The sequence below is a fragment of the Nonomuraea sp. NPDC003804 genome, from assembly GCF_040610675.1.
Lineage (GTDB): Bacteria > Actinomycetota > Actinomycetes > Streptosporangiales > Streptosporangiaceae > Nonomuraea.
In genome coordinates, this window is the sequence record NZ_JBEXMT010000036.1 from 26,927 (window position 1) to 53,161 (window position 26,235).

24 protein-coding genes, 1 tRNA gene and 2 pseudogenes are annotated in these 26,235 nt (G+C 69.6%); 15 read left to right on the forward strand and 12 right to left on the reverse strand.

Features of this window, described 5'->3' with window-relative positions:
* Nucleotides 1-227 precede the first annotated feature (227 nt).
* Together ABZX22_RS37220 and ABZX22_RS37225 are read left to right on the forward strand one after the other, a co-directional pair.
* Complete coding sequence (locus ABZX22_RS37220) at nt 228-770, forward strand: UTRA domain-containing protein (protein ID WP_354919121.1); 543 nt, start codon at nt 228-230, stop codon at nt 768-770.
* Nucleotides 767-1,498 (forward strand): GntR family transcriptional regulator, encoded by a 732-nt coding sequence (locus tag ABZX22_RS37225; protein WP_354919123.1) that lies wholly within the window; start codon nt 767-769, stop codon nt 1,496-1,498. The genes ABZX22_RS37220 and ABZX22_RS37225 overlap by 4 nt, the downstream gene beginning before the upstream one ends.
* Before the next feature lie 194 nt (nt 1,499-1,692).
* Here ABZX22_RS37225 and ABZX22_RS37230 read toward each other — a convergent pair.
* From ABZX22_RS37230 to ABZX22_RS37250, 5 genes and pseudogenes are all read right to left on the reverse strand, one after another.
* Nucleotides 1,693-1,893 (reverse strand): annotated as a pseudogene (locus ABZX22_RS37230) (hypothetical protein); the annotation flags it as partial.
* A gap of 1,008 nt (nt 1,894-2,901) precedes the next feature.
* Nucleotides 2,902-2,991 (reverse strand) — tRNA-Ser (locus ABZX22_RS37235).
* A 10-nt stretch (nt 2,992-3,001) separates the two neighbouring features.
* Nucleotides 3,002-3,439, reverse strand: coding sequence for a tRNA adenosine(34) deaminase TadA (gene tadA, locus ABZX22_RS37240; RefSeq protein WP_354919300.1), 438 nt, complete (start codon nt 3,437-3,439; stop codon nt 3,002-3,004).
* A gap of 17 nt (nt 3,440-3,456) precedes the next feature.
* Nucleotides 3,457-3,936: a tRNA adenosine deaminase-associated protein gene (locus tag ABZX22_RS37245; RefSeq protein ID WP_354919126.1), complete on the reverse strand. Its 480-nt coding sequence runs from the start codon at nt 3,934-3,936 to the stop codon at nt 3,457-3,459.
* Between the two features lie 17 nt (nt 3,937-3,953).
* Entirely contained in the window at nt 3,954-4,463 is a 510-nt protein-coding gene (locus ABZX22_RS37250) for a tRNA adenosine deaminase-associated protein (RefSeq protein ID WP_354919128.1), read from the reverse strand.
* A 153-nt stretch (nt 4,464-4,616) separates the two neighbouring features.
* Here ABZX22_RS37250 and upp point away from each other — a divergent pair, with 153 nt between their 5' ends.
* The 6 genes from upp (at nt 4,617) to ABZX22_RS37280 (ending at nt 8,620) form a co-directional block, all read left to right on the forward strand.
* Entirely contained in the window at nt 4,617-5,255 is a 639-nt protein-coding gene (upp, locus tag ABZX22_RS37255; protein ID WP_354919131.1) for a uracil phosphoribosyltransferase, read from the forward strand.
* A 120-nt stretch (nt 5,256-5,375) separates the two neighbouring features.
* A complete protein-coding gene (locus ABZX22_RS37260; RefSeq protein ID WP_354919134.1) occupies nt 5,376-5,594 on the forward strand; it encodes a hypothetical protein in 219 nt (72 codons plus the stop codon).
* A 121-nt stretch (nt 5,595-5,715) separates the two neighbouring features.
* The gene (locus ABZX22_RS37265; RefSeq protein ID WP_354919137.1) at nt 5,716-5,874 is read left to right on the forward strand and encodes a hypothetical protein; all 159 of its coding nucleotides are present in this window, start codon (nt 5,716-5,718) and stop codon (nt 5,872-5,874) included.
* On the forward strand, nt 5,871-6,401 hold the full coding sequence (locus ABZX22_RS37270) for a PH domain-containing protein (RefSeq protein ID WP_192778731.1): 531 nt from the start codon (nt 5,871-5,873) through the stop codon (nt 6,399-6,401). The genes ABZX22_RS37265 and ABZX22_RS37270 overlap by 4 nt, the downstream gene beginning before the upstream one ends.
* 96 nt (nt 6,402-6,497) lie before the next feature.
* Nucleotides 6,498-7,832, forward strand: coding sequence for a helix-turn-helix transcriptional regulator (locus ABZX22_RS37275; RefSeq protein ID WP_354919141.1), 1,335 nt, complete (start codon nt 6,498-6,500; stop codon nt 7,830-7,832).
* A 104-nt stretch (nt 7,833-7,936) separates the two neighbouring features.
* The gene (locus tag ABZX22_RS37280; protein WP_354919144.1) at nt 7,937-8,620 is read left to right on the forward strand and encodes a FadR/GntR family transcriptional regulator; all 684 of its coding nucleotides are present in this window, start codon (nt 7,937-7,939) and stop codon (nt 8,618-8,620) included.
* A gap of 1,019 nt (nt 8,621-9,639) precedes the next feature.
* On the opposite strand, the gene dnaN is transcribed toward ABZX22_RS37280, so the two are convergent.
* The 3 genes from dnaN to ABZX22_RS37295 form a co-directional block, all read right to left on the reverse strand.
* A complete protein-coding gene (gene dnaN, locus ABZX22_RS37285) occupies nt 9,640-10,737 on the reverse strand; it encodes a DNA polymerase III subunit beta (protein WP_354919147.1) in 1,098 nt (365 codons plus the stop codon).
* Nucleotides 10,738-10,977: 240 nt separating this feature from the next.
* Nucleotides 10,978-11,637: a response regulator transcription factor gene (locus ABZX22_RS37290; RefSeq protein ID WP_354919150.1), complete on the reverse strand. Its 660-nt coding sequence runs from the start codon at nt 11,635-11,637 to the stop codon at nt 10,978-10,980.
* Entirely contained in the window at nt 11,631-13,040 is a 1,410-nt protein-coding gene (locus ABZX22_RS37295; RefSeq protein ID WP_354919153.1) for a histidine kinase, read from the reverse strand. The genes ABZX22_RS37290 and ABZX22_RS37295 overlap by 7 nt, the downstream gene beginning before the upstream one ends.
* A 108-nt stretch (nt 13,041-13,148) precedes the next feature.
* Between ABZX22_RS37295 and ABZX22_RS37300 the strand changes: the two genes are divergently transcribed.
* Nucleotides 13,149-14,054, forward strand: coding sequence for an ABC transporter ATP-binding protein (locus tag ABZX22_RS37300; RefSeq protein ID WP_354919156.1), 906 nt, complete (start codon nt 13,149-13,151; stop codon nt 14,052-14,054).
* Complete coding sequence (locus tag ABZX22_RS37305; RefSeq protein ID WP_354919159.1) at nt 14,051-14,725, forward strand: ABC transporter permease; 675 nt, start codon at nt 14,051-14,053, stop codon at nt 14,723-14,725. The genes ABZX22_RS37300 and ABZX22_RS37305 overlap by 4 nt, the downstream gene beginning before the upstream one ends.
* Here the strand turns inward: ABZX22_RS37305 and ABZX22_RS37310 are convergent.
* On the reverse strand, nt 14,703-15,599 hold the full coding sequence (locus ABZX22_RS37310) for an SMP-30/gluconolactonase/LRE family protein (RefSeq protein ID WP_354919162.1): 897 nt from the start codon (nt 15,597-15,599) through the stop codon (nt 14,703-14,705). The two genes, ABZX22_RS37305 and ABZX22_RS37310, sit on opposite strands and share 23 nt — an antisense overlap.
* Nucleotides 15,600-15,684: 85 nt before the next feature.
* Between ABZX22_RS37310 and soxR the strand changes: the two are divergent.
* A pseudogene (gene soxR / locus ABZX22_RS37315) lies at nt 15,685-16,125 on the forward strand (redox-sensitive transcriptional activator SoxR); the annotation flags it as partial.
* 172 nt (nt 16,126-16,297) lie between these two features.
* On the opposite strand, the gene ABZX22_RS37320 reads toward soxR, so the two are convergent.
* Entirely contained in the window at nt 16,298-16,750 is a 453-nt protein-coding gene (locus ABZX22_RS37320) for a universal stress protein (protein ID WP_354919165.1), read from the reverse strand.
* A 117-nt stretch (nt 16,751-16,867) separates the two neighbouring features.
* Here ABZX22_RS37320 and ABZX22_RS37325 point away from each other — a divergent pair, with 117 nt between their 5' ends.
* Together ABZX22_RS37325 and ABZX22_RS37330 are read left to right on the forward strand one after the other, a co-directional pair.
* A complete protein-coding gene (locus tag ABZX22_RS37325) occupies nt 16,868-17,416 on the forward strand; it encodes a dihydrofolate reductase family protein (protein WP_354919168.1) in 549 nt (182 codons plus the stop codon).
* A 36-nt stretch (nt 17,417-17,452) separates the two neighbouring features.
* Nucleotides 17,453-18,121: a helix-turn-helix domain-containing protein gene (locus ABZX22_RS37330; RefSeq protein ID WP_354919171.1), complete on the forward strand. Its 669-nt coding sequence runs from the start codon at nt 17,453-17,455 to the stop codon at nt 18,119-18,121.
* Here the strand turns inward: ABZX22_RS37330 and ABZX22_RS37335 are convergent.
* Nucleotides 18,084-19,037, reverse strand: a complete 954-nt coding sequence (locus ABZX22_RS37335) for an HAD family hydrolase (RefSeq protein ID WP_354919174.1) — start codon at nt 19,035-19,037, stop codon at nt 18,084-18,086. The genes ABZX22_RS37330 and ABZX22_RS37335 overlap by 38 nt on opposite strands.
* 362 nt (nt 19,038-19,399) lie before the next feature.
* Here ABZX22_RS37335 and ABZX22_RS37340 point away from each other — a divergent pair, with 362 nt between their 5' ends.
* Nucleotides 19,400-22,183: an HAD-IC family P-type ATPase gene (locus tag ABZX22_RS37340; RefSeq protein WP_354919177.1), complete on the forward strand. Its 2,784-nt coding sequence runs from the start codon at nt 19,400-19,402 to the stop codon at nt 22,181-22,183.
* A 17-nt stretch (nt 22,184-22,200) separates the two neighbouring features.
* Here the strand turns inward: ABZX22_RS37340 and dnaB are convergent, their stop codons facing one another.
* A complete protein-coding gene (dnaB, locus tag ABZX22_RS37345) occupies nt 22,201-24,552 on the reverse strand; it encodes a replicative DNA helicase (protein ID WP_354919303.1) in 2,352 nt (783 codons plus the stop codon).
* A 302-nt stretch (nt 24,553-24,854) separates the two neighbouring features.
* Here dnaB and ABZX22_RS37350 point away from each other — a divergent pair, with 302 nt between their 5' ends.
* Nucleotides 24,855-26,150 (forward strand): MATE family efflux transporter, encoded by a 1,296-nt coding sequence (locus ABZX22_RS37350; RefSeq protein ID WP_354919180.1) that lies wholly within the window; start codon nt 24,855-24,857, stop codon nt 26,148-26,150.
* The last annotated feature ends 85 nt before the right edge of the window (nt 26,151-26,235 follow it).

Consider the following 26,235-nt stretch of genomic DNA (forward strand, 5'->3'; position numbering starts at 1 on the left):
CGGTCGTGTGCAGCGCCGGTGCGGGCCCGTTTCGTGCCTGGAGCAGCGCGATGTGCCGAGCCACCCCAACTACAGAAGGATCAACGTTTCATTGCGCCAACCTTACTGCAATTCGCGAAAAGCATCAAGGCTGATACGGTCCATCCTGATATCCCCTTGATCGGTGGGTCACGTGCCCAACCGGTACGGTGGCTGGTATTGGCCTTCTGCGACCTCTGGAGGAGCGCATGCCAGACCTGCGCTGGACCAGCGTTTCTGCGCCCTACATCAGACCGCGCGCCTCCGGGGAACGGGATGCCTGGTCCGAAGAGGCCTCCCAGCACGGACATGTCGGCTCGAACCAGCTTCGAGAGGTGGCCGAGGTGGTACCTCCGCCAGGCGTAGCGGAGGCGCTACGGCTGGGCCCCAACGAAACCGCGGTCGTTCGGCGCCGCCTGGTGCTCCTCGATGACCAACCCACCGAGCTCACGGATTCCTACTACCCGAGCGCTCTCGCCTTGGGCACAGCACTGGCCGAGCAGCGGAAGATTCCGGGCGGGGCGGTGACGCTTCTCGCCAAGCTGGGCTATGAAACGCACAAGGTCGAGGAGCGCGTGCAAGCCCGCCCCTCGACCGAGGAGGAGCAGGAGACGCTCCGGATCGCGCCGGAGGAGTGGGTGTTCGTTCTCACCCGCACGACTCGCGCGATCGACGGTTCGCCGTTCGAGGTCGCCGTGATGACGATGATCGCCACCGGCCGCGAGCTCCAATACGAGATGACCGTCCAGTGAAAGGCCTGACGAAGGTGGTACGGCGGGTGGACCCTCGCCCTCGGCATCAGCAGATCGCCGCGGAACTGCGCGCGGAGATCATGTCGGGCGACATGAAGGCCGGCGAGCAACTGCCGTCCACGGCGCATCTCGTCGCCCGTTTTGACGCCGCCAACGCGACCATCCAGCGTGCACTCCAGGCACTCAAGGACGAGGGGTTCGTTCGCGGACACCCAGGCAAGGGCGTCTTCGTGCGGGACCGGAAGGCCTTCGTCGTCGACGCCACTCCCTACAAGTCCCCCGCCCCACACGGGTACAGCTATGAACTGCTGCACGTCGGTGAGCTCCGGCCGCCCAACGACGTCGCCAGTGCGCTGGGCCTGGACGACGGCCTCGCGGTCGTGCGGCACCGACTCCTGCTACACGACGGCGAACCCGTCGAGCTCTCGTGGTCGTACTACCCACTGACCATCGCGGCCGGCAGTCCTTTGGCCGGACGGAAGAAAATCCGCGGAGGCGCGCCCCAGGCGCTCGCCGAACTGGGATTTCCCCAGCGACGCTTCGTGGACCACATCTCTACCCGCCAGCCAACGCCCGACGAGGTCGAGGGCCTGAACCTGCCGACCGACGTGCCAGTGTTCAGGCAGTTCCGTGTCATCTACACCGACGCGGGGCGCCCGGTCGAGGCCTCGATCTTGATCAAGGGTGGCCACCTCTATGAGCTGGAGTACCGGCAGCCCATCAGCTGAGCAGCAGGGAGCCCAGGACCCGGGGATGGTCCTGGGCTTCTTCGTCCTGCCGGCTTCTACGCTGTCTCCTCCAGCGCGGGCGCGGATGGGGCGAGCAGGCCGTCGATGACGTCCGCGGCACGCATGTCGGCCTCGGGCGACAGGTGGCTGTAGAGGTCGGCGGTCACGACGATCGACTTGTGGCCGAGCCGCTTGGAGACCGTGTCGAGGGAGACGTTGGCGGCCAGGAGGCCGGTGGCGTGGGCGTGGCGCATCTTGTGGGGCGTAACGTGATTGTGGAGCCCCTGCTGGGCGGCCTTGTCGAGGACCTTGGACCAGTGCGTCTTGTGCCAGGCGTTGGAGTGCAGCAGGATCCCGCCCTGGGTGGCGGTGAACAGGAGGTCGGCGCTGGCCAGGTTGCGGGTGCGGCGCCGGCGACGGTGAGGAGCTTACGCTCGAGGTCGATGTCACACTTGCGCAGGGCGGTGAGTTCGCCCCAGCGCAGGCCGGTGCCAAGGGCGAGGCTGGTGATGTCGCCGGCGAGCTGGCTGACGTCGTAGGCCACGGCGATCCACTGTGCGATCTCCTCCCCGGTGGGCACCTGGTCGATGGACACGGCCTTGCCGGGCCGCGGGGGCAGCTGCACCTTGCGGCAGGGGTTGGTCTTGAGCAACTCTTCCTCGACGGCGTAGATGAAGACGGGAGCGATGACGCTGCCGTGGATGTTGAAGATGGTCTTGGCGCTGTACGGCTTCTTGTCCTTGCCCCAGCGGCGGCCTCGCATCAAGGTGACCCAGGCCTGGATCACCTTGCGAGTGAACGCCGTGATGGGTAGGCCGCCGAGCGGGCCGACCGTGGAGCCGTCAGGGAGGCGGACGACGGCGCCCTGGACGTGCTTGGCAAACTGGCTGCGGATGTATCGCAGTTGGCGGGGCGCCGCCTTGAGGTTCTGCTCGAGGTAGGTCTCCAGCAGCTGCGTGAGAGTGAGCACCGGGAGGCCCGCGTCCTCGTCGGGTGTGGTGGCGCTGATCTCGGGCTGCCTCACCGGATCGGGCTGAAGCCGCTCCTCACTGTGCAGCCCTCGGCAGCGCTTGGGGTATCCCTCCGGACGCTGCTCGCCGGCGGCTTCGACGAGGGCCTTGAAGCGGCGGGCGATGGTCTTGCTGTCGCAGGTCTCGCTGTCGCGCTTGCCGCCAGCCGCCGGTGACCCACGCGACTCGGTAGGTCGTGCGTCCGTTCGCATTAGTGCGTGGCTCGATGGAAGCCATTTCGTGATCCTTCCGTTTTCGGAAGGCGAGCGACCACCGTCACCGGGAGACCGCATGCTCTAGATCATCTGGGGTCCCGTTCCCCCACGGTTCCCCCATGATCTTGATATGCGAAGAGCCTCTGAACTGTGTTACCAGGTCAGAGGCCCTTTGTCGTGGCGGTGGTGGTGGGATTTGAACCCACGGATGAGTTGCCCCATCACACGCTTTCGAGGCGTGCGCCCTCGGCCACTAGGCGACACCACCGCGCATGAGCTTACCGGATCCTGCGAGTGCCGAAGAACTCCTTGAGTGTCGCGGAGCACTCGTCCTCCAGCACACCCATGATGACCTCGGGCCGGTGGTTGAGCCGGCGATCGCGCACCACGTCCCACAGCGACCCGACGGCCCCGGCCTTGGCGTCGACCGCGCCGTACACGATCCTGTCGACCCTGGCCAGCACCGCCGCGCCCGCGCACATCGTGCAGGGCTCCAGCGTGACCACGAGCGTGCACCCGGCCAGCCGCCAGGTGCCGAGGGACGCGGCGGCGGCCCGCAGGGCCAGCACCTCGGCGTGCGCGGTCGGGTCGGCGCCCGCCTCGCGGTCGTTGCCGGCCCGTGCCAGCACCGCGCCCGACGCGTCGAGGACCACCGCCCCGACAGGCACCTCACCCCTGGCCGCGGCCGCCGACGCCTCGTCGAGCGCCAGCCGCATGGCCGTGTCCCATGGGGTCACCGCAGCCTGTCGAGCTCGTCGGCGAAGGCCAGCCGCTCGGCGATGACCGACAGGATGTCGGCGGGCAGCACGCCCTCCTCCATGCTCAGCTCGAGCAGCTCTTCCTTGCTCACCCCGAAGTCGCTCAGCAGCTCGAAGTCGCCCGCCGGCCGTACGCCGAGGTCGGCGCTGTCCTTGTCGGGCGCGACGCCGGCGAACTCGGCGAACAGCTCGCCGAGCGCGTCGGACAGGCCGGCCTGGGCGTCGGAGAGGAAGACCCGCGGCTCCTCGTCGCCCCGGTAGCGGGCGATGGCGAACCACTCGTCCTCCACCTCGACGCACAGCAGCGCCAGCTCGTCGCCGCTCAACCCCAGACTCTCCTGGACGGCGTCGCCGAGGTCATCGACGATCTCCGCCTCGCTCAGATCGACTTCGGCCCCGCTCCACCCGTCGGGTGTCCTGACGAACGCGGCCGAGAAGATGGCGCTGGAGGGCATGCCACTGCTCCCGAGATTCAGCCGAAGACCGAGTCGATGGCTCGCTCGAACGGCTCGGAGAAGCCGAGCCGCGCGGCGATGCTGGACAGCACGTCCTCGGGGTGAAGGTCGATGTCACCGGAGAGGATGCCCAGCTCCATCTCGTCCAACCCGAGGTCGACGAAGATCGACAGATCGCCGGCGGGCAGCACGGTGTCCTCGTCCTGGAGGATGTCGTCGAGCTCGTCCTCGTCGGGGACGGGCACGTCGAGGTATTCGAGCACCTGCTGGGCCAGCGGGTAGTCCCACGAGGCGGCGATGTCGGACAGGAAGACGTCGACTCTGTCGCCGAGCACCCGCAGCGCCACGAAGAACTCGTCGCCCACGGCCACCAGGCCGATCGTGCCGCTCTCGCTCGGCTGCTGTTTCAACGCATGGATGAGCCCGTGGAGATCGGAGGTGAGAGCGACAGGGAGCAACTCTGCGTCCCAGCACTCGTCCTCGCGATAGATCACGATGGCGAAGTCGAGCGCATCTTCGTCTGTCATCGTCGTGCTCCCCACCCGGCCTGCCAACGCGGCCTCTACGAGCTCCAATGGTTCCAGAAGCGTCCACCGAGCGTAGGGCCGTCCGGCCAAATTGTGATCAAATCCAAGTACGCGACGTGCCGGTACCTTCCACACAAGATAGCGTTGTCCGTTATGGAGACCCTCGTCGTCGATCACCCCCTCGTCGCGCACAAGCTGACCACGCTGCGAGATGTCCGTACCGATTCGCCCACTTTCCGGCGGCTCGCGGACGAGTTGGTGACTCTCCTGGCCTACGAGGCCACGCGCGACGTCCGGGTCACGGACGTGACCGTCCAGACGCCGGTGTCTCCCGCCCACGGGATTCGGCTGGCCAAGCCGTACCCGCTGGTCGTGCCCATCCTGCGGGCCGGGCTCGGCATGCTCGACGGCATGACCAGGCTGCTGCCCACCGCGGAGGTCGGTTTCCTCGGCATGATCCGCAACGAGTCGACCCTGCAGGCGGAGACGTACGCCACCCGCCTGCCGGACGACCTGTCGGGCCGCCAGTGCTTCGTCGTCGACCCGATGCTGGCCACGGGCGGCACCCTGGCGGCGGCGATCCAGTTCCTCTTCGACCGGGGCGCCGTCGACGTCACCGCGCTGTGCCTGCTGGCCGCCCCCGAGGGGCTGGCCTACATGGACAAGGTCTTCGCCGACTCCGGCCGGCCGATCAGGGTCGTGACCGCGGCGCTCGACGAGCGGCTGAACGAGCAGGGCTACATCGTGCCGGGCCTCGGCGACGCCGGCGACCGCCTCTACGGCGTGGTCTGATCGGCTCTTTCCCCGACATGGCTCCGGCCCTTCGTTACATACTGTTGCTTCGTGGGTACGAAGAGTAACGAAGGTATCTCATATGCGCCTCCTGCTCCGAGGCGCGCATCGGGGAGCACCATGAGCGAGCTGCCAGCCACGAGTCCCTACGCGGAGGTCGAATCAGCCCTTCGCGACGAGTTCGCGGGGATACACTCCGCGAGCACGGTCACCCGCTGCGTCGAGGCCGCGCATTACGGCGCACTCGAGGTCACCGGCTATGCCCACCCGGGTCTGGTCGAGCGGATCGCTCGCAAGCACCTTCACGTCCTGGCGCTCGTGGCGAGCGACCGGGGCTAGTCAAGATCGAGTTCTGTATCCGCGACGCGTAAGACAGTCGTGGTCTGGAGCGCTTTACCCAGCCACCTGGCTGGGTAATGTATACGGCGGGTGTAGTGGGAATGTGGTAGTGGAGGCGACAGTGCAGGTCAAGAAGGTCCTCACCTATGGTGGTATCGCATTCGTTGCGTACTACCTCTTCGCACGACCAACCGATGCGGCGGACGCGGTGCGTGGCGCGTTCGACACGGTGTTCAACGCGGCCGACTCTCTGGCCCAATTCTTCAACAGCCTCGCATGAGACTTGTGACCCACGGGGACTCTGCTCCGTCGTCGGTCAACCGCTACCTACTCCCCCACGAACACCAGGTCATCATGGTGCGGCGACACCCCGCCGTGCTGCTTCGTCCGGTCGCCGAGGTCTTCGGCGGCCTGATCATCGCTGGACTGCTCAGCAAGTTCTTCGGCGACCAGGGTGGCGGCACCGCCTTGGTGGTCGTGTGGTGGCTGTGGCTGCTGTTGCTCATCCGTTTCGTATGGAAAGTCGCGGAGTGGTCGGTCGACTACTTCGTGGTGACCTCGAAACGGATGTTGCTCACGACGGGCCTCATCACGCGCAAAGTCGCGATGATGCCGCTACAGAAGGTCACCGACATGAGCTTCCAGCGCTCCTTGCTCGGTCGCATGCTCGGTTACGGTGAGTTCATCCTCGAGTCAGCAGGTCAGGACCAGGCCCTGTCCACGGTCGAGTACATCCCGTATCCGGAGACCCTTTATCTCGAGGTCTGTCAGATGCTTTTCCCGAGCAAGGACGAAGGGGACGATTAACCCTCTGTGAAGAGATTTCTCGGGTGGGGATACCCGATTCGGTCGCTTCATGCAATCATTGCGACACATTGACCCTTCCCCGCCCTGAGAGATGAGATGCCGAGTCAGGGAACCATCGGTGACCGCGTCCGAGGACTGCGGCTAAACAGGCGGATGTCTCAGGCCCAGCTGGCCGGGCCCGACCTGTCGGACAGTTATGTCTCACTCATCGAGTCGGGTAAGCGAACACCGACTCCCGTAGTGGCCAGACTCCTGGCCGAGCGACTGGGATGCACCACCGAGTTCCTCCTGCACGGGATCGAACCTCGACAGCGCATCGACACCGAGCTCGGCCTCCGCCATGCCGAGCTGGAGTTGCGGCACGGCGACCCGAACGTGGCCGCCGAGCGCTTCACCGAGATCATCAAGGCCGCCGGCGAGGAGAACGCGATGCTCGCCGCGCACGCCAGACTCGGCAGAGCGCGCGCGCTCGAGGCGCAGGGCAGGCTCGGACCGGCTGTCGAGGCTTATGAGCGGCTGCGTAGGGAGGCTGCCGCTCATCCCGAACGCCTTGCCGACCTGCCGCTGGCCGTCGCGCTCGCGCGCTGTTACCACCTGGCTGGCGACCGGCTGCGCGCACGCGACCTGGGCACCGCGGCGTTCGAGCACGCCACCAGGCTCGCCGTCACGCAGGGTGAGCTGGCGGTGGAGCTGGCCGCCGCACTCGTGGAGACCCGCTCGGACCCGTCGCCTGAGCTCACCTACGTGCGGCAGGTGCTCGTCTCGACCGGGACACCTGAGATTGTGGACCGTTCCGCTGAGATCCACGCGCTGTGGAAGGCGAGCATCGTGGCCGCGGCCGGCGAAGACTCCGCGCTGGCCGTACGGCTGGCCGACGACGCCATCGCCGCAGGTCGCTCCGCCCGCCTGGCCGTCCGCCTCGGGCAGGTCTCGATGGCGTGGGCGCGCCTCGGGCTCGCCACGGCCGCGGAGGCGGAGGAGTTCGCCACGAACGCGAGCCGGATCCTGTCCGCCTTCGCCGACACGGTCGCCGACCACGCCGAAAGCATGATCGTGCACGGGCGCGTCCGGCTCCGGGCGGGTGACGCCGACGGCGCGAGCGAGCTCGGCACCAATGCGCTCAGCCTGCTCCGTAACGTTCCAGGAACGGTCCCAGCGGTCGCCCACCTGCTGCTGGCCGACGCCACGCTCGCGAGTGGCGGCGACGCGACCGAGCACCTCCGCTCGGCCCGGCTGCTCCTGGACGCGCTCCACGCTCCGCCGTACGGGATCGACAGGAGAGCGGCCAGATGCTGGCGCGAACTGGGCGACCTGTACGGCAGGGCCGGTCATCAGGACGAACAGACCGCGGCGTATCGTAGAGCCCTCGAAGCCGCAGGAGTTCGCTCCGCCATGGCCGGAGTGCGGGTGGACGCGCCACTTTCCCGCTGAAAAGAACTCCGGGAGCTCCAGATTTGTGTTTTCACGTCTGGAATAATTAGGGTCGACCAGTCATTGACTCATAGGATGATTGGTTTCCCCGGAGGAGGCGGACTGTGAGTCTGCGTACGGCGCAGCGGGCCTCGCTCGTCGACCAGGTGATCGATCAGCTCAAAGAGCAGATCACCTCAGGGTCGTGGCAGATCAACGGCAAGATCCCCACGGAGACCGTGCTCGCCGAGCAGCTCGGAGTGGGACGCAACACGGTTCGTGAAGCCGTGCGCGCGCTCACCCACGCCGGGCTGCTCGAGTGCCGGCAAGGCGACGGCACCTACGTCAGGGCGACCAACGAGCTGTCAGGAGCGATGCTGCGCCGGCTCAAGCAGGCCGAACAGCTGGAGATCCTCGAAGTCAGGCGCGCACTCGAGGTCGAATCGGCGCGCCTGGCCGCCACCAGGCGCACCGACGACGACATCCGCATCATCGAGGCGCGCCTGGCCGACCGCGACAGGGCGTGGGAGGCCGGCAACCCCGAGGCGTTCGTCGAAGCCGACCTGTCCTTCCACAAGGCGGTCGTGGGCGCGACCCACAACCTGGTGCTGATCGACCTCTACGAGGACTTCTCGGCGGCGCTGCGGGCCAGCATCACGGCGGCGGGCACATCGATGGACGCGCTCAACTCCAGCTACATCCCCCACGACGCGATCGCCCGCGCCATCGCGGCAGGCGACGCCTCCGCCGCCGAACGCGCCGGCCACGCCTGCATGGAACACATCCTCATCGCCCTGACCGACGTCTGACCCCGGCTCCCTCTCCACCGACTCGCGGCACTGGGATCGGCCGCCCATCCCCCGCACACGCCACTGCTTTCCGTATGGGTCACGAGACCGGCCGTGCTGCATGGGTCACGAGACCGGCCGTGCTGCTTTCCACGTGCGCCGCAGGTCTTGTTGGCGTGTCTCTCGCCCGCGCCATGAGGATGGCCGTCTTCCGCATCGTGCGTGGAGCCGGTCGTCCTTCCCCCTGCACGCGCCGCCGGGCCGGTCGTCCTTCCTCCCGTACGGCAAGCCACACCACGGCCACCGGGGTCACTCGCTGGCCGCCCGTCTTTCACGCGTACTCCAGCAGGACTCCGGCTGATCGCCGCTACGTCGCCCGTACAGCCGTTCCTGTGGCCAACGTCGCCCATACAGCCGTCCCCGCGGACGATGGCTGGGCGCCTGGGCCGCCGCGCTGGGCCGAAGCCGCCACGCCAACGAGCCCGGCGTCTGCCACCCCGGCCCCGCACGCTCGCCGGCCGTCTCCCTGGAGGGACGCCGGCCCGCACGGAGGGTGGGCTTGACCCGGCGTGCCGTACGGACCTGACGCCCTGGGTGCCGCCCTACGTGCCACACGGACGCAGACGCGCACCTTCGACTCGCCCCACGTGCCGCATGGCCCTCGAACCCAGCGACGCCTCCTGCGGGACGTCAGCGCGGGCCCGACGCCCGACACGCCGGACGGGCGCGGCCCGAGACCCGGTTGACAGTCTCGCATGCCACACGGACGCGGCGGCCCGGACTCACGGGCGTACCGAATCAGACCCAGCATCAGACCCAGCGCCCCCGAGCGTGCAGGCCGACCGGGCACCCGGGTGCCTCCGCAGCCGCGGACCGGCCGGAACGCGGGTGGAGCGCGGACCGGCCGGAACGCGGGTGGAGCGCGGACCGGCCGGAACGCGGGTGGAGCGCGGACCGGCCGGAACGCGGGTGGAGCGCAGATCAGTCGGAAGCGCGGGTGGAGGCACACCTGTGTCCGCGCGTGGGGCGACGCGGGGTGGTCAGACGAGGCGGAGGGACATGACGAGGTAGCGGAAGGCGGGGTCGGCGTCGCCCGGGACGTCGGTGATCATGGCGGGCCTGGTCGGCGACTCCATGTTGATGCGCGCGAACTCCGTCTCGATCCCGGTCAGCCCGTCGATCAGGAACTGCGACTGGAAGGCGATCTGGATGTCGTCGCCGCGCAGGTCGCACTCCACCACCTCGGCCCCGCGTCCGATGTCGCCGCCGCCCGCCTGGATGAGCACCTGGCCCTGCGTGAACGACAGCTTCATGCGGGTGTTGCGCTCCGCGACGAGCGCGACGCGCTTGATCGCCTCCACGAACGGGCCGACGCGCACGTCGGCGCGCAGCGGCCAGTCGGCCGTCAGGCGCGTGCGGTAGTCGATGAACTGCTCGTCCAGCAGGCGGACGGTGGTGCTGCGGCCGACGCTCTCGAAGCCCGCCACCCCGTCGCCCATCGCGATCGACACCTCGCCGCCGCGCAGCGACTTGGCCACCTCGACCAGCACCCTGGCCGGCACCATCGCCGAGATGTTGACGTCGGGCCGGACGGGACGCCAGGCGAAGTCGCGGGCCGCGATGCGGTAGCGGTCGGTGGCGGCCATGGCCACGGAGTCGCCCGCGATGTCGACCCGGATGCCGGTCAGCATGGGCAGCGTGTCGTCGCGGCTGGCGGCGGGGGCCACCTGGCCGACGGCTCCGGCGAACACGCCACCGCCGACCGCGCCGATGGCGGGGGGCATCGTGGGCAGGGTGGGAAAGTCCTCGACCGGCATCGTCACGAGCCCGAACTCGGCGCTGCCACAGGTCAGCACCGCCTCGGAGCCGTCGGTGACGATCTGGACCGGCTCCTGCGGCAGGCTGCGGCTGATCTCGGCGAGCAGCCTGCCAGGGATGAGGACCTGGCCCGGCTCGTCGATGTCGGCCTCGATACGCGCTCGCGCGGAGACGTCGTAGTCGAAGGCGGACAGGGTCAGCTCGTCGCCCGCTTCGAGCAGCAGACCGGACAGCACGGGAGCGGAGGGGCGGGTGGGGAGGACTCGGGCCGCCCACGCCACCGCGTCAGCCAGCACATCGCGGTTAACCCGGAACTTCACCTGAGCCATCCCTTCGTCGCCGGTTTCTCACCAAACGTTAGCTGGTGGCACTGACAAACCGGACCGGTGCGAGATGATCCCACCGCAGCTCGGAGGCGGCCCCAGGGGCGCTCGATGCGCCAGAGACCCCGGCCCAGCCGCGTGAACGGCGCCGCCAGGCGCGACGGCCGGCGCCGGGCCGCGTCGAAGACGGCTGGCGCCGGGCCGAAGAAGGCTGGCGCCGGGCCGCGTTGAGGACGGCTAGCGGCGGGCCGCGTTGAGGTAGGCCAGGACGGCCAGCACCCGCCGGTTGTCGTCGTCGGAGGGGGCGAGGTCGAGCTTGGCGAAGATGGAGGCGGTGTGCTTGCCCACGGCGCTCTCGCTCAGGTAGAGCCGCTGGGCGATGGCGGCGTTCGACCGGCCCTCGGCCATCGCCCCCAGCACCTCCTTCTCGCGTGGCGTGAGCCTGCCGAGCGGCTCGTGCCTGGCCTTGCTGGCCAGCAGCTTGGCGATCACCTCGGGGTCCATCGCGGTACCGCCCTCGGCGACCCTGCGTACGGCGTCGACGAACTGCGCGGCGTTGAACACCCTGTCCTTCAGCAGGTAGCCGACGCCGCCCGACCCGTCGGCCAGCAGCTCCCTGGCGTACAGCTGCTCGACGTGCTGCGACAGCACCAGGATGGGCAGGCCGGGGATCTGCTTGCGGGCTTCCAGCGCGGCCTGCAGGCCCTCGTCGGTGAAGGTGGGCGGCAGCCGTACGTCGACGATGGAGACGTCGGGCCGCAGCTCGATCAGCGACCGGTGGAGGGAAGGGCCGTCCTCGACGGCGGCGACGACGGTGAAGCCGTGGGCCTGGAGCAGGTGGACGAGGCCTTCCCTGAGCAGGTAGAGGTCCTCGGCGACCAGGACGCGGTTCACCATGCGCCGCGCCAGGGGCGCCTCGGGGTGGACTCGGCCATCCAGCGTTCCCTGTCGTGGCACATCGGCAGGTAGAGCGCCAGGCCGTACATCAGCGAGCCCAGCGCGACCATTCCGATGATCGTCGGCCACTGCCACGACTCGTCCAGGTACAGCGCCAGGAACCACGACTTGATCTCGAGGTCGAGGGCCTTGAAGACGCCCGCGACCAGGCCCTGCGGGAACAGCGGAAGCCAGGCCAGGCCCCAGCACACGACCACGGTCGAGGTCTGCCACCACGGCATGCGGATCTTCGGCTTGCCGTACTCCTCGGGCAGGGCCAGCGGCACCGACAGGGCCACGGTGGTCGGGCCGCCCTCCGGGCTGGACACGGCGAGCACGCCGTCGAAGGCGGCGAGGCGGCGTTCGATGCCGTTCAGGCCGCTGCCGCGCGAGGCGTCGGCCCCGCCGCGCCCGTCGTCCCAGACCAGGACGTTGACGTCGCGTCCGGAGTGGCTGATGTCGACGGTGACGCGTTCGGCGCCGGAGTGCCTGGCCACGTTCGACAGCAGCTCGCTGATCGCGAAGTAGAGCGCGGTCTCGACCGGCGTCTGCAGCCGTACGGGGAGGTCGATCTGCACGTCCACCGCCAGCGGGCTGTCGAGGGCCAGCGCCCGCACCGCGTCGCCGAGCCCGCGTTCGGCCAGGACCGGCGGGTGGATGCCGCGCACCACCCGGCGCAGTTCGGCCAGCGCCTCCGCGGAGGCCTCCCGCGCCTTGGCCAGCAGCGCCACGGCCGCGGCCGGATCGTTCCTGACCAGTTCCTCGACCGCGCCGAGCGTCATGCCGAGCGCGACGAGCCGCGCCTGGGTGCCGTCGTGCAGGTCGCGTTCGATCCTGCGCATCTCGGCCGCCTGCGAGTCGACCGTCGTCGTGCGCGACTCCGCCAGCCGCCGCACCTGGCCCGCCAGCCGGCTCTTGGCCGTCGGCGCCAGCAGCAGCGCCGCCCACCGCCCGTAGACGCGCTGCGCGGGTCCCGGCAGCGCCAGCAGCGGCAGCGCCAGCACCGCCTTCACCACCGGGTCGAGCAGCAGCCAGACGAAGTCCCGCCACGTGGCGGGGTCGCCGAACAGCCACTTCCAGCGGTTGCTCCACCTCGGCACCCGCGGCGACTTGTAGAGCGTGCGGTCGTGGCGGTACCAGCCGTCCGGTTGCGGTACGGGCGGGGGCGGCTCGGGGTGGTACGGCGCCTCGATGCCGGCCATCCGCCTGGTCAGCCCGGTCACGCGCCTGACGAGCATGACCGTGGGCGGGAAGCACGGAACCAGCCCCAGGGCGAACGCGCCGATCAACGTGAGCATCGACAGCAACGCCACCGGCACCTCGACGGCGACCAGCGCGATCAACACCAGGCTTCTGCGGAGCATGCCCCCAGTCTGGGCGATCGGCGGCTCGTGCACACTGCACCTAGCCCCACCCCTGTCGTGCATCCAGCCGCCTTACCGGTGGGCGCGCCGGTTCCTAGCGTCATGGACATGAAGGTCATCGAGGTCGCGAACCTCCGCAAACGCTATGGGGACCACGTGGCGGTGGACGACGTCTCGTTCGCCGTCGCCGAGGGTGAGATCTTCGGCGTGCTCGGTCCGAACGGCGCCGGCAAGACCACCACCGTCGAGTGCGTCGCGGGGCTGCGGACCCCCTCAGGCGGCACGATCAGGGTCGGCGGGCACGACCCCGTCGGCGACCGCGCCGCCGTCCGCCGCATTCTGGGTGTCCAGCTGCAGAGCGCCGCCCTGCCCGACAAGATCAAGGTATGGGAGGCGCTGGACCTCTTCGCGTCCTTCTATCCCGACCCGGCCGACTGGCGGGCGCTGCTCGACACGGTGGGCCTGTCCGCCAAGCGGAACACCCCCTTCGCCAAGCTGTCAGGCGGCCAGCGGCAGCGGCTGTCGGTCGCGCTGGCCCTGGTCGGCAGGCCACGCGTGGCCGTGCTCGACGAGCTGACCACCGGGCTCGATCCGCAGGCCCGCAGGGACACCTGGGACCTGGTCGAGCGGGTCAGGGCGGACGGGGTCACGATCGTGCTGGTCACCCACTTCATGGAGGAGGCGGAGCGGCTCTGCGACAGGGTGGCGCTCATCTCCTCGGGCCGGGTCGTCGCCCTGGACACGCCGGACGCGCTCATCGGCGGGGCCGGGGCCGCGCAGCGGGTCAGGTTCCGGCCGTCGGCGCCGGTCGAGGAGGCGCTGCTGCTGGCCGTACCCGGGGTCACGGGGGTGGTCAGGAACGGCGAGCAGGTCACGGTCACCGGCTCGGGCGACCTGGCGCCGGCTGTCACGCTCGCGCTGGCGGAGCGCCGGATCGTCCCCGCCGGCCTGCACATCGAGCGGGCGACGCTCGAGGACGTCTTCCTCTCGCTCACCGGAAGGAGCCTGACGTGAGCAAGATCCTGCTCGTCGAGGCCAGGCTGCACCTGCGCGACGGCGCGTCGCTGCTGTTCACGATCGCCCTGCCGCTGATGCTGCTGGTCTTCCTCGGCCGGGCCGCGGGTCCCGCCTTCCCGGCGCTGATGGTCATGCTGTCGGTGCTGACGCTGTCGTTCACCGTGCTGCCTACGGTGCTGGCCACCTACCGGCACCAGGGCGTGCTGCGCAGGATGTCGACGACGCCGGTCTCGCCCCTGCGCGTGCTGGCCGTCCAGCTGCTGATCAACCTGGTGGTCGCGGTGGTGTCCACCGGACTGCTGATGGCGTTCGGGCCGGGCCTGCCGCGCAACCTGCCCGGGTTCCTGCTGGTGTTCGTGCTCGGCACGGCGGCGCTGATGGCGATGGGGCTGGTGATCGCCGCCCTGGCGCCGAACGGCAAGGCCGCGCCGACCATCGGGTCCGCGGTGATGTTCCCGCTGATGTTCGTGTCGGGCATGTGGGTGCCGCGCGAGTACCTTCCCGAGGTCGTGCGGGTGATCGGCGACTACTCGGTGGCCGGGCCCTTCGCCCGCGCGCTGGGCGACACGTGGGTGGGACAGGCGCCCCACCTGCCCCACCTGCTGGTGCTGGCGGTGGGGTTGGTGGTGTCCGGGGCGCTCGCGGTCAGGGTGTTCCGCTGGGAATGATCCCCCGCACGTTGGTCATCAGCGCGTAGAGCGAGGTGGAGGCGGTGATGAACAGCCAGTTGCCCTTGAGCCCGCCGAAGGTCAGGTTGGCGACCTTCTCGGGGATCGCCAGCCTGCCGATGAGCGTGCCGTCGGGGTCGAAGCAGAGCACGCCGCCGTCTCCCGCCGCCCAGATCCGGCCCGCGTCGTCGAGCCTGATGCCGTCGGAGGTGCCCTCGGCCAGCACCTTGCCGCCCGACAGGGTGCCGTCGGCGTGGACGTCGAAGACGCGCAGGTGCCTGCGGCGGGTGTCGACGACGTACAGCAGGCTCTCGTCGGGGCTGAACGCCAGGCCGTTCGGCCGTTCGAACCCGTCGGCCACCCGGGTCACCTCGCCGCTCACCGGGTCGACGCGGTAGACGTGGCAGCCGTCGATCTCCTGCTCGGCCCGGTGCCCCTCGTAGTCGCTGGTGATCCCGTACGGCGGGTCGGTGAACCAGACCGACCCGTCCGACTTGACGACCACGTCGTTGGGGCTGTTGAGGCGCCTGCCCTGCCACCGGTCGGCGAGAACGGTGATCGAACCGTCGTGCTCGGTGCGGGTGACCCTGCGGTTGCCCTGCTCGCAGGAGACGAGCCGGCCCTGCGCGTCGCGGGTGTTGCCGTTGACGTAGCCGGACGGCCGGCGGAAGGGCCCGACGTGGCCGGACTGCTCGTCCCAGCGCAGCATCCTGTCGTTCGGGATGTCGCTCCAGACCAGGTAGCGGCCTGCCGGGAAGTAGCAGGGTCCCTCGGCCCAGCGGGTGCCGGTGTGGAGGATCTCCATCCGCTCGTCGCCGCCGATACCGGCGAAGCGCTCGTCGAGGACCTCGAAATTTGCCTGAATCGTGTTCACGGTCGGATCGTAGAAGATGGTCCGTTTAGGCTGGAGCGGTGCAGGTACTCGCGTACGTCAGCGACATCCACAGGCCCGTGACGCCATGACCGCGCCGTGGAACGCGAAGGAGCTGACGGTCGGCCAGCTGTCCGAGCGCAGCGGCGTGGCCGTCTCCGCCCTGCACTTCTACGAGGCCAAGGGCCTCATCTCCAGCCGCCGCACGGCGGGCAACCAGCGCCGCTACTCCCGCGACACCCTGCGCAGGGTCGCCTTCGTACGGCTGGCGCAGCGCATCGGCATCCCGCTGAAGACGATCAAGGACGCCCTGGCCGAGCTGCCCGAGGGGCGCACGCCGACCCGTGGCGACTGGGCCCGCCTGTCGGCCGCCTGGCGGACGGAGCTGGACGACCGCATCGAGCAGTTGCTGCGCCTGCGCGACGACCTCACCGACTGCATCGGCTGCGGGTGCCTGTCGCTCGACAGGTGCGTGCTGGCCAACCCGCGTGACGAGCTCGGCGAGGAGGGGCCGGGGGCCAGGCGCATCGACACCCACCTGCGCCCCTTCCCCTGCACCCCGGCCAACGACTCCCCGCGGGAGGCCGGGCCCCCGGTGAACGGCTCCCCGCGGGAGGCAGGACCGGCGGCGGACGGCCCCCCGAGAGCGGCAGGGCCGGCGGCGGACGGCCCCCCGCGGGAAGCGGGGCGGGGCGAGCTGGTCAGCGGCCTTCCGTCGGAGGCACGATCAGCGTCGGGCGCCGGGCGTGGTGGAGCACGTGGTTGCTGACGCTGCCGAGGAGCACCGAGCGCACGCCGCCGAGGCCGCGCGATCCGGTGACGACGAGCGAGGCGTCGATCTCGTCGGCGAGGTCGACGATGGCCTGCCAGATGGAGCTCTTGTCGGCCACCGCGCGGTAGGTGACGTCGGACAGGCCGGAGGCGACCGCCAGCTCGGCCCCCTCCTTGGCGCGCGCCACGGCCTGCGTCTGCGCTTCCTCGGCGTTCTCGCCGGGGATCAGGGTGGCGGCTGCCGCGCCGTGCCGGGCGAGCTGCACGATGAGCGGCTCCCACACGGTGACGATCACGGTGGGCTCCGCGCTGAGATGCTTGGCGGCGAACTCGATCGCGTGCCGCGAGTCGGCCGAGCCGTCATAGGCGATGAGGTACGACATGGTTGCGCTCCCTTTCGCGTGTCCTGTCTCCTGTAGCACTGGAGTGATCACGGGGGATTCCTGCGGTCGATGTCTCATACGTCACATTCATCGGGAGATCTGATGATTTTTCTGGAAATGACGACATCGCTCGACGGGTACGTCGCCGCGCCCGGCGTCTCGCTCGAGCACCCCCTCGGCGAGGACGGCCTGCGGCTGCACGACTGGCTGCTCGGCGACTCCACCGCCCAGGAGAAGGAGATCGCGAGCCGGACCTTCGCCAACACCGGCGCCTTCCTTCTCGGCCGCCGCATGTTCGACGTCGGCGAGGAGCCCTGGGGCGACGACGGCGCCTTCGGCAGGCCGTGCTTCGTGGTCACCCACCGGCCCCGGCCGACGCTGGCCAAGGGCCCCACCACCTTCACGTTCGTCACCGACGGCATCGAGAGCGCGCTTGACCAGGCGCGCGAGGCCGCGGGCGACGCCGACATCTGCGTCGTGGGCGGGGCCGACCTGGCCCGGCAGTACCTGAGGGCAGGGGTCGTGGACGAGCTGCGACTGCACCTCGTGCCGGTGATCCTGGGCGGCGGCACGCTCCTCTGGGACGGACTCACCCGCACCGAGCTGCGCACGACCCAGGTGGTGGAGACGCCGCAGGCGACACACCTCACATTCCGCCTGCGATAGATTCGACCAACGGTCAGCGCGTGTTCTGGAGGCCCCATGACGAAGGAGCGGGCCGACCGGATCCTCGACGCCGCCGCCGAGCTCCTGGTCCAGCTCGGCTACCGCAAGGTGACGATCGAGGACATCGCCCAGCGGGCCGGGATCGGCAAGGGCACCGTCTACCTCCACTGGCGCACCAAGCAGCAGCTGTTCGAGGCCCTGCTCCTGCGCGAGGCCGTCGCCTACCTGGAGACGCTCCTCGCCCAGATGCGCCGCGAACCGGCCACCGTGCTGCCCCACCGGATGCTGGCGTTCTCGTTCGTCGACATCCAGGACCGGCCCGTCCTGCGCGTGCTCATCACCGGCGACAGCCGGGCGCTGCAGGGCATGATGGCCGACCGGCCGCTGCACAGCCAGGAGCTGCTGGCCACCACGCGCATGTTCGACCTGATGGTCGGCCACGGCCTGCTCCGCGACGACGTGCCCAACCTTCGGTACGCGCTGAGCGCGCTCAACGGCGGCTTCTACCTCATCGACGCGCTCGACCCGCAGGCGGGCGAGCTCGACCGGCGGGCCAAGGCCGAGACGCTGGCGTTCGTCGTGCGCCACGCGCTCGAACCCGCCACGCCGCCGCCGGACGAGGAGATCGCCACGGCCGCCGCCGAGTTCATCGCCGTGTTCGAGGACCTCATCCGGCCGTACCGCCGGCTGATCTACGCGAGCTGACCGCGTCCAAGGCCGTCAGCAGTTCCTCCAGCGAGCCGATGACCGTCACGCCGTCCGGTGCCGGCCCGTCCCCGCCCCGCGACCCCGCGGCACCCTCGCGTTCCCGGCCATCCCCCGCACGCGACCCCGCGGCACCCTCGCCTGCCGATACGTCCCGCGCCGGTCGCCCTGCGGCGCTCTCGCGGGCCGGAGCAGCCCCCACCCGCGGCCCCACGGCGCTCTCGCGGGCTGGAGCAGCCCCCGCCCGCGGCCCTGCGGCGCTCTCGTGTGCTGGTATGGCGCCGCGGCCCGACCGGTCGAGCCAGAAGGCGCGCAGTCCCGCGTCGCGCGCCCCCAGCGCGTCGATGTCGTACTTGTCGCCCACGAACGCGACCTGCGCAGGGGGCAGGCCGAGCCGCGCGCACCCCTCCAGGAAGATGCCGGGGTGCGGTTTCGCCTGGCCGTACTCGCTGGAACACACGATCGCCGTCGTGCCGAAGTGGCCGAGCAGGCCGAGCGCGGTCAGCTTGGCCAGCTGGTGCGACAGCGTGGAGTTGGTCACCACCCCCAGCCGGTAACGCGGCGCGAGCGCCGCCAGCACGGGGGCGGCGTCGGGGAAGGCCGCCCACGCGGCGTTGACGAGCGCCGAGTAGCCCGCGAACCAGGCCGTCGCCTCCTCTTCCGGCACCGGCCTGCCGAGGAACCTGCTGACCCGGACGAGCCGCTGCTCCTCGAAGGTCAGCTCGCCGACCAGGAACCTGTCGTACTCCTCCTCCATGATCCGTCGCCACCGCCCCACCGCCTCCTCGGGCGACGGGAAGCCGTCCAGCAGGCCCTCGGCGGCCAGATGTTCGAGCAGGCCGGCGCGTTCGGAGCTGGAGTAGTCGAAGAGGGTGTCGTCGATGTCGAACAACACGCCACGGATGAGGTCAGCCACCGTCCCGCCTCGTCGTCGTCAGGAAGTCATCAGGAAGTCGCCAGGAAGTCGGATCCAGCAGGCACGCTACCCGGCACCGCCCCGATCGCGCCTTCCGCCCCCCGGGCGCCGCCCCTGATCCGCGGTGCGCGCGCCGGGCGGATCCCAACCAAACCAATGCCCAATTTGCACACTTTTAGGGAGAAATGTGAAGCCGGGGAGGGCATGAACAGAGGACACGCCGGTGATCGACACCGGCGGTGTCGCATACCCGCTTCCTGCCGGTACGGGCGCACGAAGCGATGAAGGAGGAAGCCGCCGACGGGGTCCCGACCGCGCTCGCCGTGTGATCGGCCGCGCTTTCGCAACGGAGGACGCAGAGGATGAGCAGCACCGTCTCGCCGGATCCGCACCGCCCGGGAAAGCCGGAGACCGTCCCGGAGCGGGGGCAGGGGGCCCGTCCGGCATGGCACGCGGTCGATGTCGCGACGGTGCTCCGGGAGTTCGGTGTCCAGCTCGACCAGGGGCTCGGTGCCGACGCCGCGCGCGAACGCCTCAGGACCCACGGCCCCAACCGGCTCGCCGCGGGGAAGAAGGAGTCCGCGCTCCAGGCGTGGCTGCGCCAGTACCGGGACTTCATGCAGATCGTGCTGCTCGCCGCCGCGTTGATCAACCTGCTCGTCACGCGCGAGGTCGGAACGTCCGTGGTCCTCGTCGCGCTCACCGTCTTCAACGCCGTGGTCGGCCTGCGCCAGGAGGCGAAGGCCGAGGAGAGCGTCAAGGCCCTCTCCCAGATGATGAAGACCATCGCGCGGGTGCGCCGGGACGGCCAGGCCGTCGAGATCGACGCCGAGGAGCTCGTCCCGGGTGACGTGGTGCTGGTGGAGGCGGGCAACAGGATTCCGGCGGACGGCCGGATCTGCGTCGCCGCCACGCTGGAGATCGAGGAGGCCGCCCTCACGGGCGAGAGCCTGCCGGTCCTCAAGAGCGTCGAGCCCGTGCCGGGCAAGGAGGTGCCGCTCGGCGACCGGACGTGCTTCGCCTACATGAACACCTCCGTCACCCGGGGCCGCGGGGAGATCGTCGTCACCGCGACCGGGATGGACACCGAGATCGGCCACATCGCCGACCTCCTCGCCAGCACGGAGGCGGACAAGACTCCGCTGCAGAAGCAGCTGGACTCGCTGTCCAAGATCATCGCGACGATCGCCGGCATCGCCCTCGCCCTGGTGGTCGTGCTCGGGCTGCTCCAGAACAAGCCGTTCAACACCTTGTTCGTCACGGGTGTGGCCCTGGCCGTCGCCGCCATCCCGACGGGCCTTCCCGCGGTCGTGACGGCGCTGCTGTCGATCGGCACCCAGAACATCGCACGCCGTAACGCCATCGTGAAACGCCTGCCCGCGGTGGAGACCCTGGGCTCGACGTCGATGATCTGCTCCGACAAGACCGGAACGCTCACGCTCAACAAGATGACGGCCAGGGAGATGGTGATCCCTGGCCAGAACCGCTTCACCGTGTCGGGCGAGGGCTACCGTACCGAGGGCGAGATCAAGCACGTCGGCGGGACGAGCATCGACCTCGACCCGTACCTGCTGCCGATGGTCCTGTGCGCGGACGCCGTCCTGGACGGCGAGAACCTGATCGGGGATCCGACGGAAGGCGCGCTGATCGTGCTGGCCGCCAAGGGCGGTCTCGACATCGCCGACACCCGCGCCGCCTACCCCCGGATCGCGGAGGTCCCGTTCGACTCGGACTACAAGTTCATGGCGACCTTCCACGAGATGACCGGCGCGAACGGGCAGCCGGTCGTCCGCTGCTACGTCAAGGGCGCCCCCGACGTGCTCATCGCGCGCGGGACCGCCTACCGCGCGCCGGACGGCTCCCGCGTCCAGGTGACGGACGGCAACCGCTCGCTCGCCCTGGACGCGAACGACCGCATGGCGGCGGCGGGCGAGCGGGTCATGGTGGTGGCCGAGCGGGAGTTCGATCCGCGCGCCTTCAACCCGGACGGCGACCTCATCGGCCAGGTGCGGGACCTCACCCTGCTCGCGATGGTGGGAATCGTCGACCCGCCGCGTCCGGAGGCCAGGAGCGCGATCGCGACGTGCAAGAAGGCCAGCATCCGGGTACGGATGATCACCGGTGACCACGCGACGACGGCGGCGGCGATCGCCGGTGAGCTCGGCATCACCGGCCAGGCGATCACCGGGGCCGAGTTCGCGGCGCTGAGCGACGACGAGGCGCTCAGGAAGCTGGATGACATCGGCGTCGTCGCCCGGGTGGCGCCCGAGGACAAGCTGCGCCTGGTCCGGCTGCTCAAGCAGTCCGGCAACGTGGTGGCCATGACCGGCGACGGGGTGAACGACGCACCCGCCCTGAAGGCGGCCGACATCGGCGTGGCGATGGGGATCACCGGCACCGAGGTGTCCAAGGAAGCCGCCGTGATGATCCTCACTGACGACAACTTCGCGACGATCGTGGGCGCCGTGGAGTACGGCCGCTCCCTGTACGACAACCTGCTGAAGTACCTCCGCTTCCAGATGTCGACGCTGGTCGCCTACATCGCGGTCTTCATCGGCGCGGCCCTCTTCGGCATCGCCGACGGGATCCCGCTCAACCCGCTGCAGATCCTGTGGATCAACATGGTGGTGGACATCCCGATCGCCATCGCGCTGGGCTTCGACGAGCCGACACGTGGCCTGATGGACCGCGCGCCCCGGCCGGTCGGCGCACCGGTCCTGTCCCGGGCGAACTGGATCCGGCTGTGCGTCCAGGGGCTCGTCATGACGGTCGGCTCGCTGGCCGCCTACCAGGTCGGCGTGGCGTACGGGGCGCTCGTGGCCTCCACCATGCTCCTGACCACGCTGTCGCTCTTCCACGTCGCGGCGGGAGTGCTGACCAGGGACCAGACGAACACGATCTTCTCCAGGGACGCCATTCCTGGCCCGAACCAACTGCGCAGGTACGCCATCGCGCTCCTCGCGGTCATCGCGGTCACCGTGGTCGGCTTCCTGCAGAGCATCCTCAGGACCACCGGCCTGAACCTCGCCCAGTGGGGCGTCTGCGTCGGGATCGCGGCGACCCTCGTCGTGATCGAAGAGCTGATCAAACTCGTCGTACGGCACCGCGTGCACGCGAGCCACGCACGGGTGGCGGAAGCGACCTGAGGCGGAGGTGACGGCCGCTAGTGCTGGGCCATGTCGACGAAGCGGCTGTAGTGGCCCTGGAAGGCGACGGTGACCGTAGCCGTGGGGCCGTTACGGTGCTTGGCCACGATCAGGTCCGCCTCACCCGCGCGCGGCGACTCCCGCTCGTAGGCGTCCTCGCGGTGAAGCAGGATCACCATGTCCGCGTCCTGCTCGATCGATCCCGATTCGCGGAGGTCGCTGACCGCGGGACGCTTGTCGGTGCGCTGCTCGGGACCACGGTTGAGCTGGGAGATGGCGATCACCGGCACCTCGAGTTCCTTGGCCAGCAGCTTGATCGACCGCGAGATCTCCGACACCTCGTTCTGCCGGGACTCCGTCTTCTTCGGCGAGCTCATCAGCTGGAGGTAGTCGATGACGACGAAACGCAGGTCGTTGCGCTGCTTGAGACGGCGGCACTTGGCCCTGATCTCCATCATCGACATGTTGGGCGAGTCGTCGATGAACAGCGGCGCCTCGGCCACCTCGCTCATCCTGCGGGCGAGCCTGGTCCAGTCGTCGTCGGTCATCATGCCCGAGCGCATCGCGTGGAGCGCCACGCGCGCCTCCGCGGACAGCAGTCGCATGGTGATCTCGTTGCGCGACATCTCCAGGGAGAAGACGACCGTGGTCATCCCGTGCTTGATCGCCGCCGACCTGGCGAAATCCAGTCCCAGCGTCGAGTTGTGCGTAGGGATCCAGGACCGACTGGCGAGGTACAGGTGCTCCGGGTTGTCCACCTCGACGCAGCGAACCGGAACCGACTCGACTCGCCGTACGGCGACGATGTTCCGGTAGCCGACCTTGGGACCGGCCTGCGGCCGGTGTCGGGCGGCTTTCCCGCTGAGCTTGAACACCTTGTCGCCAGGGGTGAAGCAGACCTGGTAGCACGTGGAACTGTCCTCTGAGCGGCCGTTGACACGCTTGGTGGCGATGGTCGCCTTGTATCCGAGACCGAGGATCAGTTCCTGCGTGTCGTAGGCCAGTCGCCGGTTGGTGACGGCGAACACGACCGTGCCGCTGTCGTTGACGTACCCGTCGGTGTCCAGCAGGCCGGCGAGCAGGTCCCGGCGCTGTTGTTCGGAGGCACGCAGGTAGATGGAGGGGATGTGCTTGTTCCCCAGCACTCCCATACCGCGGAGAATGTCCTGAGCGGTCCCGTGGTGGTCCCGGCGGCGCAATCCGGTGGAGGGGCCGCCTTTTTCGCCGCCTATCCCCTCTTGTTCGATGTAAGCGGCGATCTCCGGGTCCGCCGATGTGAACCTGGCGCTGTCGCTGTTCCCGTCTCCCAGCCACACCCCAAGGGTGTACGGCGGCAACGGGAGGTCGCGGTCGGGCAGCTCCATGGAACCGGCGACGGGTACTGAGTGGTTGAATCGCACGTCGGACGTGTTGCAGACGAGAGTGGCGGCGATCTCCTCGGTGGTCTTCACCGAAGCACTCCGCCGGCCCGCCCCGCGGGATGCCCGTGTGTCCGTCAGCCACTGATGGGAGCCGTCGGCGACGATCACCGTACCGTCGGCGAACTCCACCTCGTAGCAGGGCCTGCCGTGCATGACGTCCGTCGCCGCGACAACGCGGGTGGGCTTTCCGTCGGCTCCGATCAGATGGTCACCGACTCTCACCTCACCCATGGTGGTCCAACCCGTCGGGGTTGGCAGGGGAGTGTCGAGCGCGAGCGCCTTGCCGATCGCGGGGCGGGCGGCGACGACGATCATCTGGCCGGGGTGCAGGCCGTTGGTGAGCGAGTCGAGGTCCTGGAAGCCGGTCGGGACGCCGACCATCTGGCCGCCGCGGGAGCCGATCGCCTCCAGCTCGTCGAGGGCGCCCGGCATGATGTCGGACAGCGGCGCGTAGTCTTCGGACGTTCGGCGCTCGGTGACCTTGTAGATCTCCGCCTGTGCCCGGTCGACCAGGTCGTCGACCTCTTCGTTCTGCCCGCCGTAGCCGAAGGAGACGATGCGGGTGCCGGCCTCGATGAGGCGGCGCAGGATGGCCTGCTCCCTGACGATCTTGGCGTAGTAGCCGGCGTTGGCGGCGGTGGGGACGACCGCGGTCAGCGTGTGGAGGTAGGCGGCGCCGCCGACTCTGGCCATCTCGCCGCGCTTCTGCAGCTCGTCGAAGACGGTGACGGCGTCGGCGGGCTCGCCCCTGCCGTACAGGTCGGTGACGACCTCGTAGATCATCTGGTGGGCGGGCCGGTAGAAGTCGTCGGACCTGATGATCTCGACGACGTCGGCGATGGCGTCCTTGGACAGCAGCATGCCGCCGAGGACGGACTGCTCCGCCTCGATGTTGCTCGGTGGGGTGCGCTCGAAGCCAGGACCGCCGCGTGGCTCGTCGTCTTCCATGGTCACCGCGCCCCCTCGATACACCTAGCAGGCGGTCGCACCACCCCCACTTGTAGTCGACCGGGCTGACAGTTTCGCCCGTCGTTAGACGGTACGGCAACGCAGCCTGTGGACAACCCTGTGGTCAAGCTGTGCAGGAACCGGTGGAAGGTGTGGGAGCGCTGTGGACGAGCCTGGGGATAACTCTGAGCCTGGCTGTGGAAAACCGCCCTGACCAGCGAAAACACTATCCACCGGCTGTGGAGGAAAGAAAGTTGGCTCGACACGCCAAAGGATCATTACGTAAGGGGCATAATGGCTAAATGCCCATTACCGCCCGGGACAGGGAGATTCTGCGCCTGGCACTCCCCGCCTTCGGGGCACTGGTCGCCGAACCGCTGTTCCTGATCGCCGACTACGCGATCGTGGGCCATGGACTGGGCACCACCGCGGTCGGCGCGCTCGGCGTGGCGGGGACCGTCCTGTCGACGCTGGTCTATCTCTGCGTGTTCCTCGCCTACGGCACCACCGCCTCCGTCGCCAGGCAGATCGGCGCGGGCAACCACACCCGCGCCATGCGCGACGGCGTGGACGGGCTGTGGCTGGCCTTCGCCATCGGCGTCGCGCTCATCGTGATCTGCTGGCCGCTGTCACCCGCGATCGTCGACCTGTTCGGCGCCGAGCCCGCGCAGTCCGCGGACGCCGCCACCTACCTGCGGATCAGCCTGCTCGGCACCCCCGGCATGCTCGTCGTGCTCGCCGGCACCGGCGTCCTGCGCGGCATGCAGGACACCAGGACACCGCTCGTCGTCGCCGTCGCCTCCTTCACGCTGAACGCCGTGCTCAACGCGTGGTTCGTGCTCGGCCTGCACTGGGGCATCGCGGGCTCGGCGTGGGGCACCGTTCTCGCCCAGACCGCCGCGGCGGGCGTCTACCTGTGGGTCGTCGTCAAGGGCGCCCGGCGCGCGGGCGTACCGCTCACACCCAACCCGGCAGGCATCAAACAGGCCGGTACGGCAAGCGTCGCCCTCCTCATCAGGACGATATGCCTGCGCATCGTGCTCCTGGTGGCCACCGCCATGGCGACCAGGCTGGGCACCGCCGAGCTGGCCGCGCACGCCATCACCACCCAGCTGTGGACGCTGCTCGCCCTCGCCCTCGACGCCATCGCCATCGCGGGGCAGGCCATCACGGGGCGCTCGCTCGGCGCGGGCGACGCCGCGGGCACCAAGGACGCCACCAGGCGCATGGTGTGGTGGGGCCTGTGGTCGGGGGTCGCGCTGGGCCTGATCGTGGTCGTGGGACGGCCGTTCTTCCCCGGCGTCTTCGACGCCGATCCCGAGGTGACCGCCGAGCTGCTCGGCGTGCTGTGGGTGGTGGCGCTGCTCCAGCCGGTCTCGGGCATCGTGTTCGTGCTCGACGGTGTCCTGATCGGCGCGGGCGACCAGCGCTACCTGGCGTGGGCCGGGGTGTGGACGACGCTCGCCTACCTGCCCCTGGCGCTCGCGGCGGGCGACCTGGTCGTGTTGTGGCTGGCCCTGGGCGTGTGGATGGTCGCGCGTCTCGTCACGCTGGGAGCCAGGGCGTACGGCACGCGGTGGCTGGTTACCGGAGGTTGACCACTCGTCAACCGGCCCGTTCTTGCCTGGCACGCTCCACGCCCTGCATGGTGAGAATCCTCACCCCGGCGATTGGTACAGACAC

Coding starts and splice junctions, on each gene's coding strand:
- ABZX22_RS37220 (WP_354919121.1), top strand. CDS start 228: ATGCCAGACCTGCGCTGGACCAGCGTTTCTGCGCCCTACATCAGACCG.
- tadA (WP_354919300.1), bottom strand. CDS start 3,439: ATGCGGCTGGCGCTCGACGAGGCGTCGGCGGCCGCGGCCAGGGGTGAG.
- ABZX22_RS37245 (WP_354919126.1), bottom strand. CDS start 3,936: ATGCCCTCCAGCGCCATCTTCTCGGCCGCGTTCGTCAGGACACCCGAC.
- ABZX22_RS37250 (WP_354919128.1), bottom strand. CDS start 4,463: ATGACAGACGAAGATGCGCTCGACTTCGCCATCGTGATCTATCGCGAG.
- upp (WP_354919131.1), top strand. CDS start 4,617: ATGGAGACCCTCGTCGTCGATCACCCCCTCGTCGCGCACAAGCTGACC.
- ABZX22_RS37260 (WP_354919134.1), top strand. CDS start 5,376: ATGAGCGAGCTGCCAGCCACGAGTCCCTACGCGGAGGTCGAATCAGCC.
- ABZX22_RS37270 (WP_192778731.1), top strand. CDS start 5,871: ATGAGACTTGTGACCCACGGGGACTCTGCTCCGTCGTCGGTCAACCGC.
- ABZX22_RS37275 (WP_354919141.1), top strand. CDS start 6,498: ATGCCGAGTCAGGGAACCATCGGTGACCGCGTCCGAGGACTGCGGCTA.
- ABZX22_RS37290 (WP_354919150.1), bottom strand. CDS start 11,637: ATGGTGAACCGCGTCCTGGTCGCCGAGGACCTCTACCTGCTCAGGGAA.
- ABZX22_RS37295 (WP_354919153.1), bottom strand. CDS start 13,040: ATGCTCCGCAGAAGCCTGGTGTTGATCGCGCTGGTCGCCGTCGAGGTG.
- ABZX22_RS37300 (WP_354919156.1), top strand. CDS start 13,149: ATGAAGGTCATCGAGGTCGCGAACCTCCGCAAACGCTATGGGGACCAC.
- ABZX22_RS37320 (WP_354919165.1), bottom strand. CDS start 16,750: ATGTCGTACCTCATCGCCTATGACGGCTCGGCCGACTCGCGGCACGCG.
- ABZX22_RS37325 (WP_354919168.1), top strand. CDS start 16,868: ATGACGACATCGCTCGACGGGTACGTCGCCGCGCCCGGCGTCTCGCTC.
- ABZX22_RS37330 (WP_354919171.1), top strand. CDS start 17,453: ATGACGAAGGAGCGGGCCGACCGGATCCTCGACGCCGCCGCCGAGCTC.
- ABZX22_RS37340 (WP_354919177.1), top strand. CDS start 19,400: ATGAGCAGCACCGTCTCGCCGGATCCGCACCGCCCGGGAAAGCCGGAG.
- dnaB (WP_354919303.1), bottom strand. CDS start 24,552: ATGGAAGACGACGAGCCACGCGGCGGTCCTGGCTTCGAGCGCACCCCA.
- ABZX22_RS37350 (WP_354919180.1), top strand. CDS start 24,855: ATGCCCATTACCGCCCGGGACAGGGAGATTCTGCGCCTGGCACTCCCC.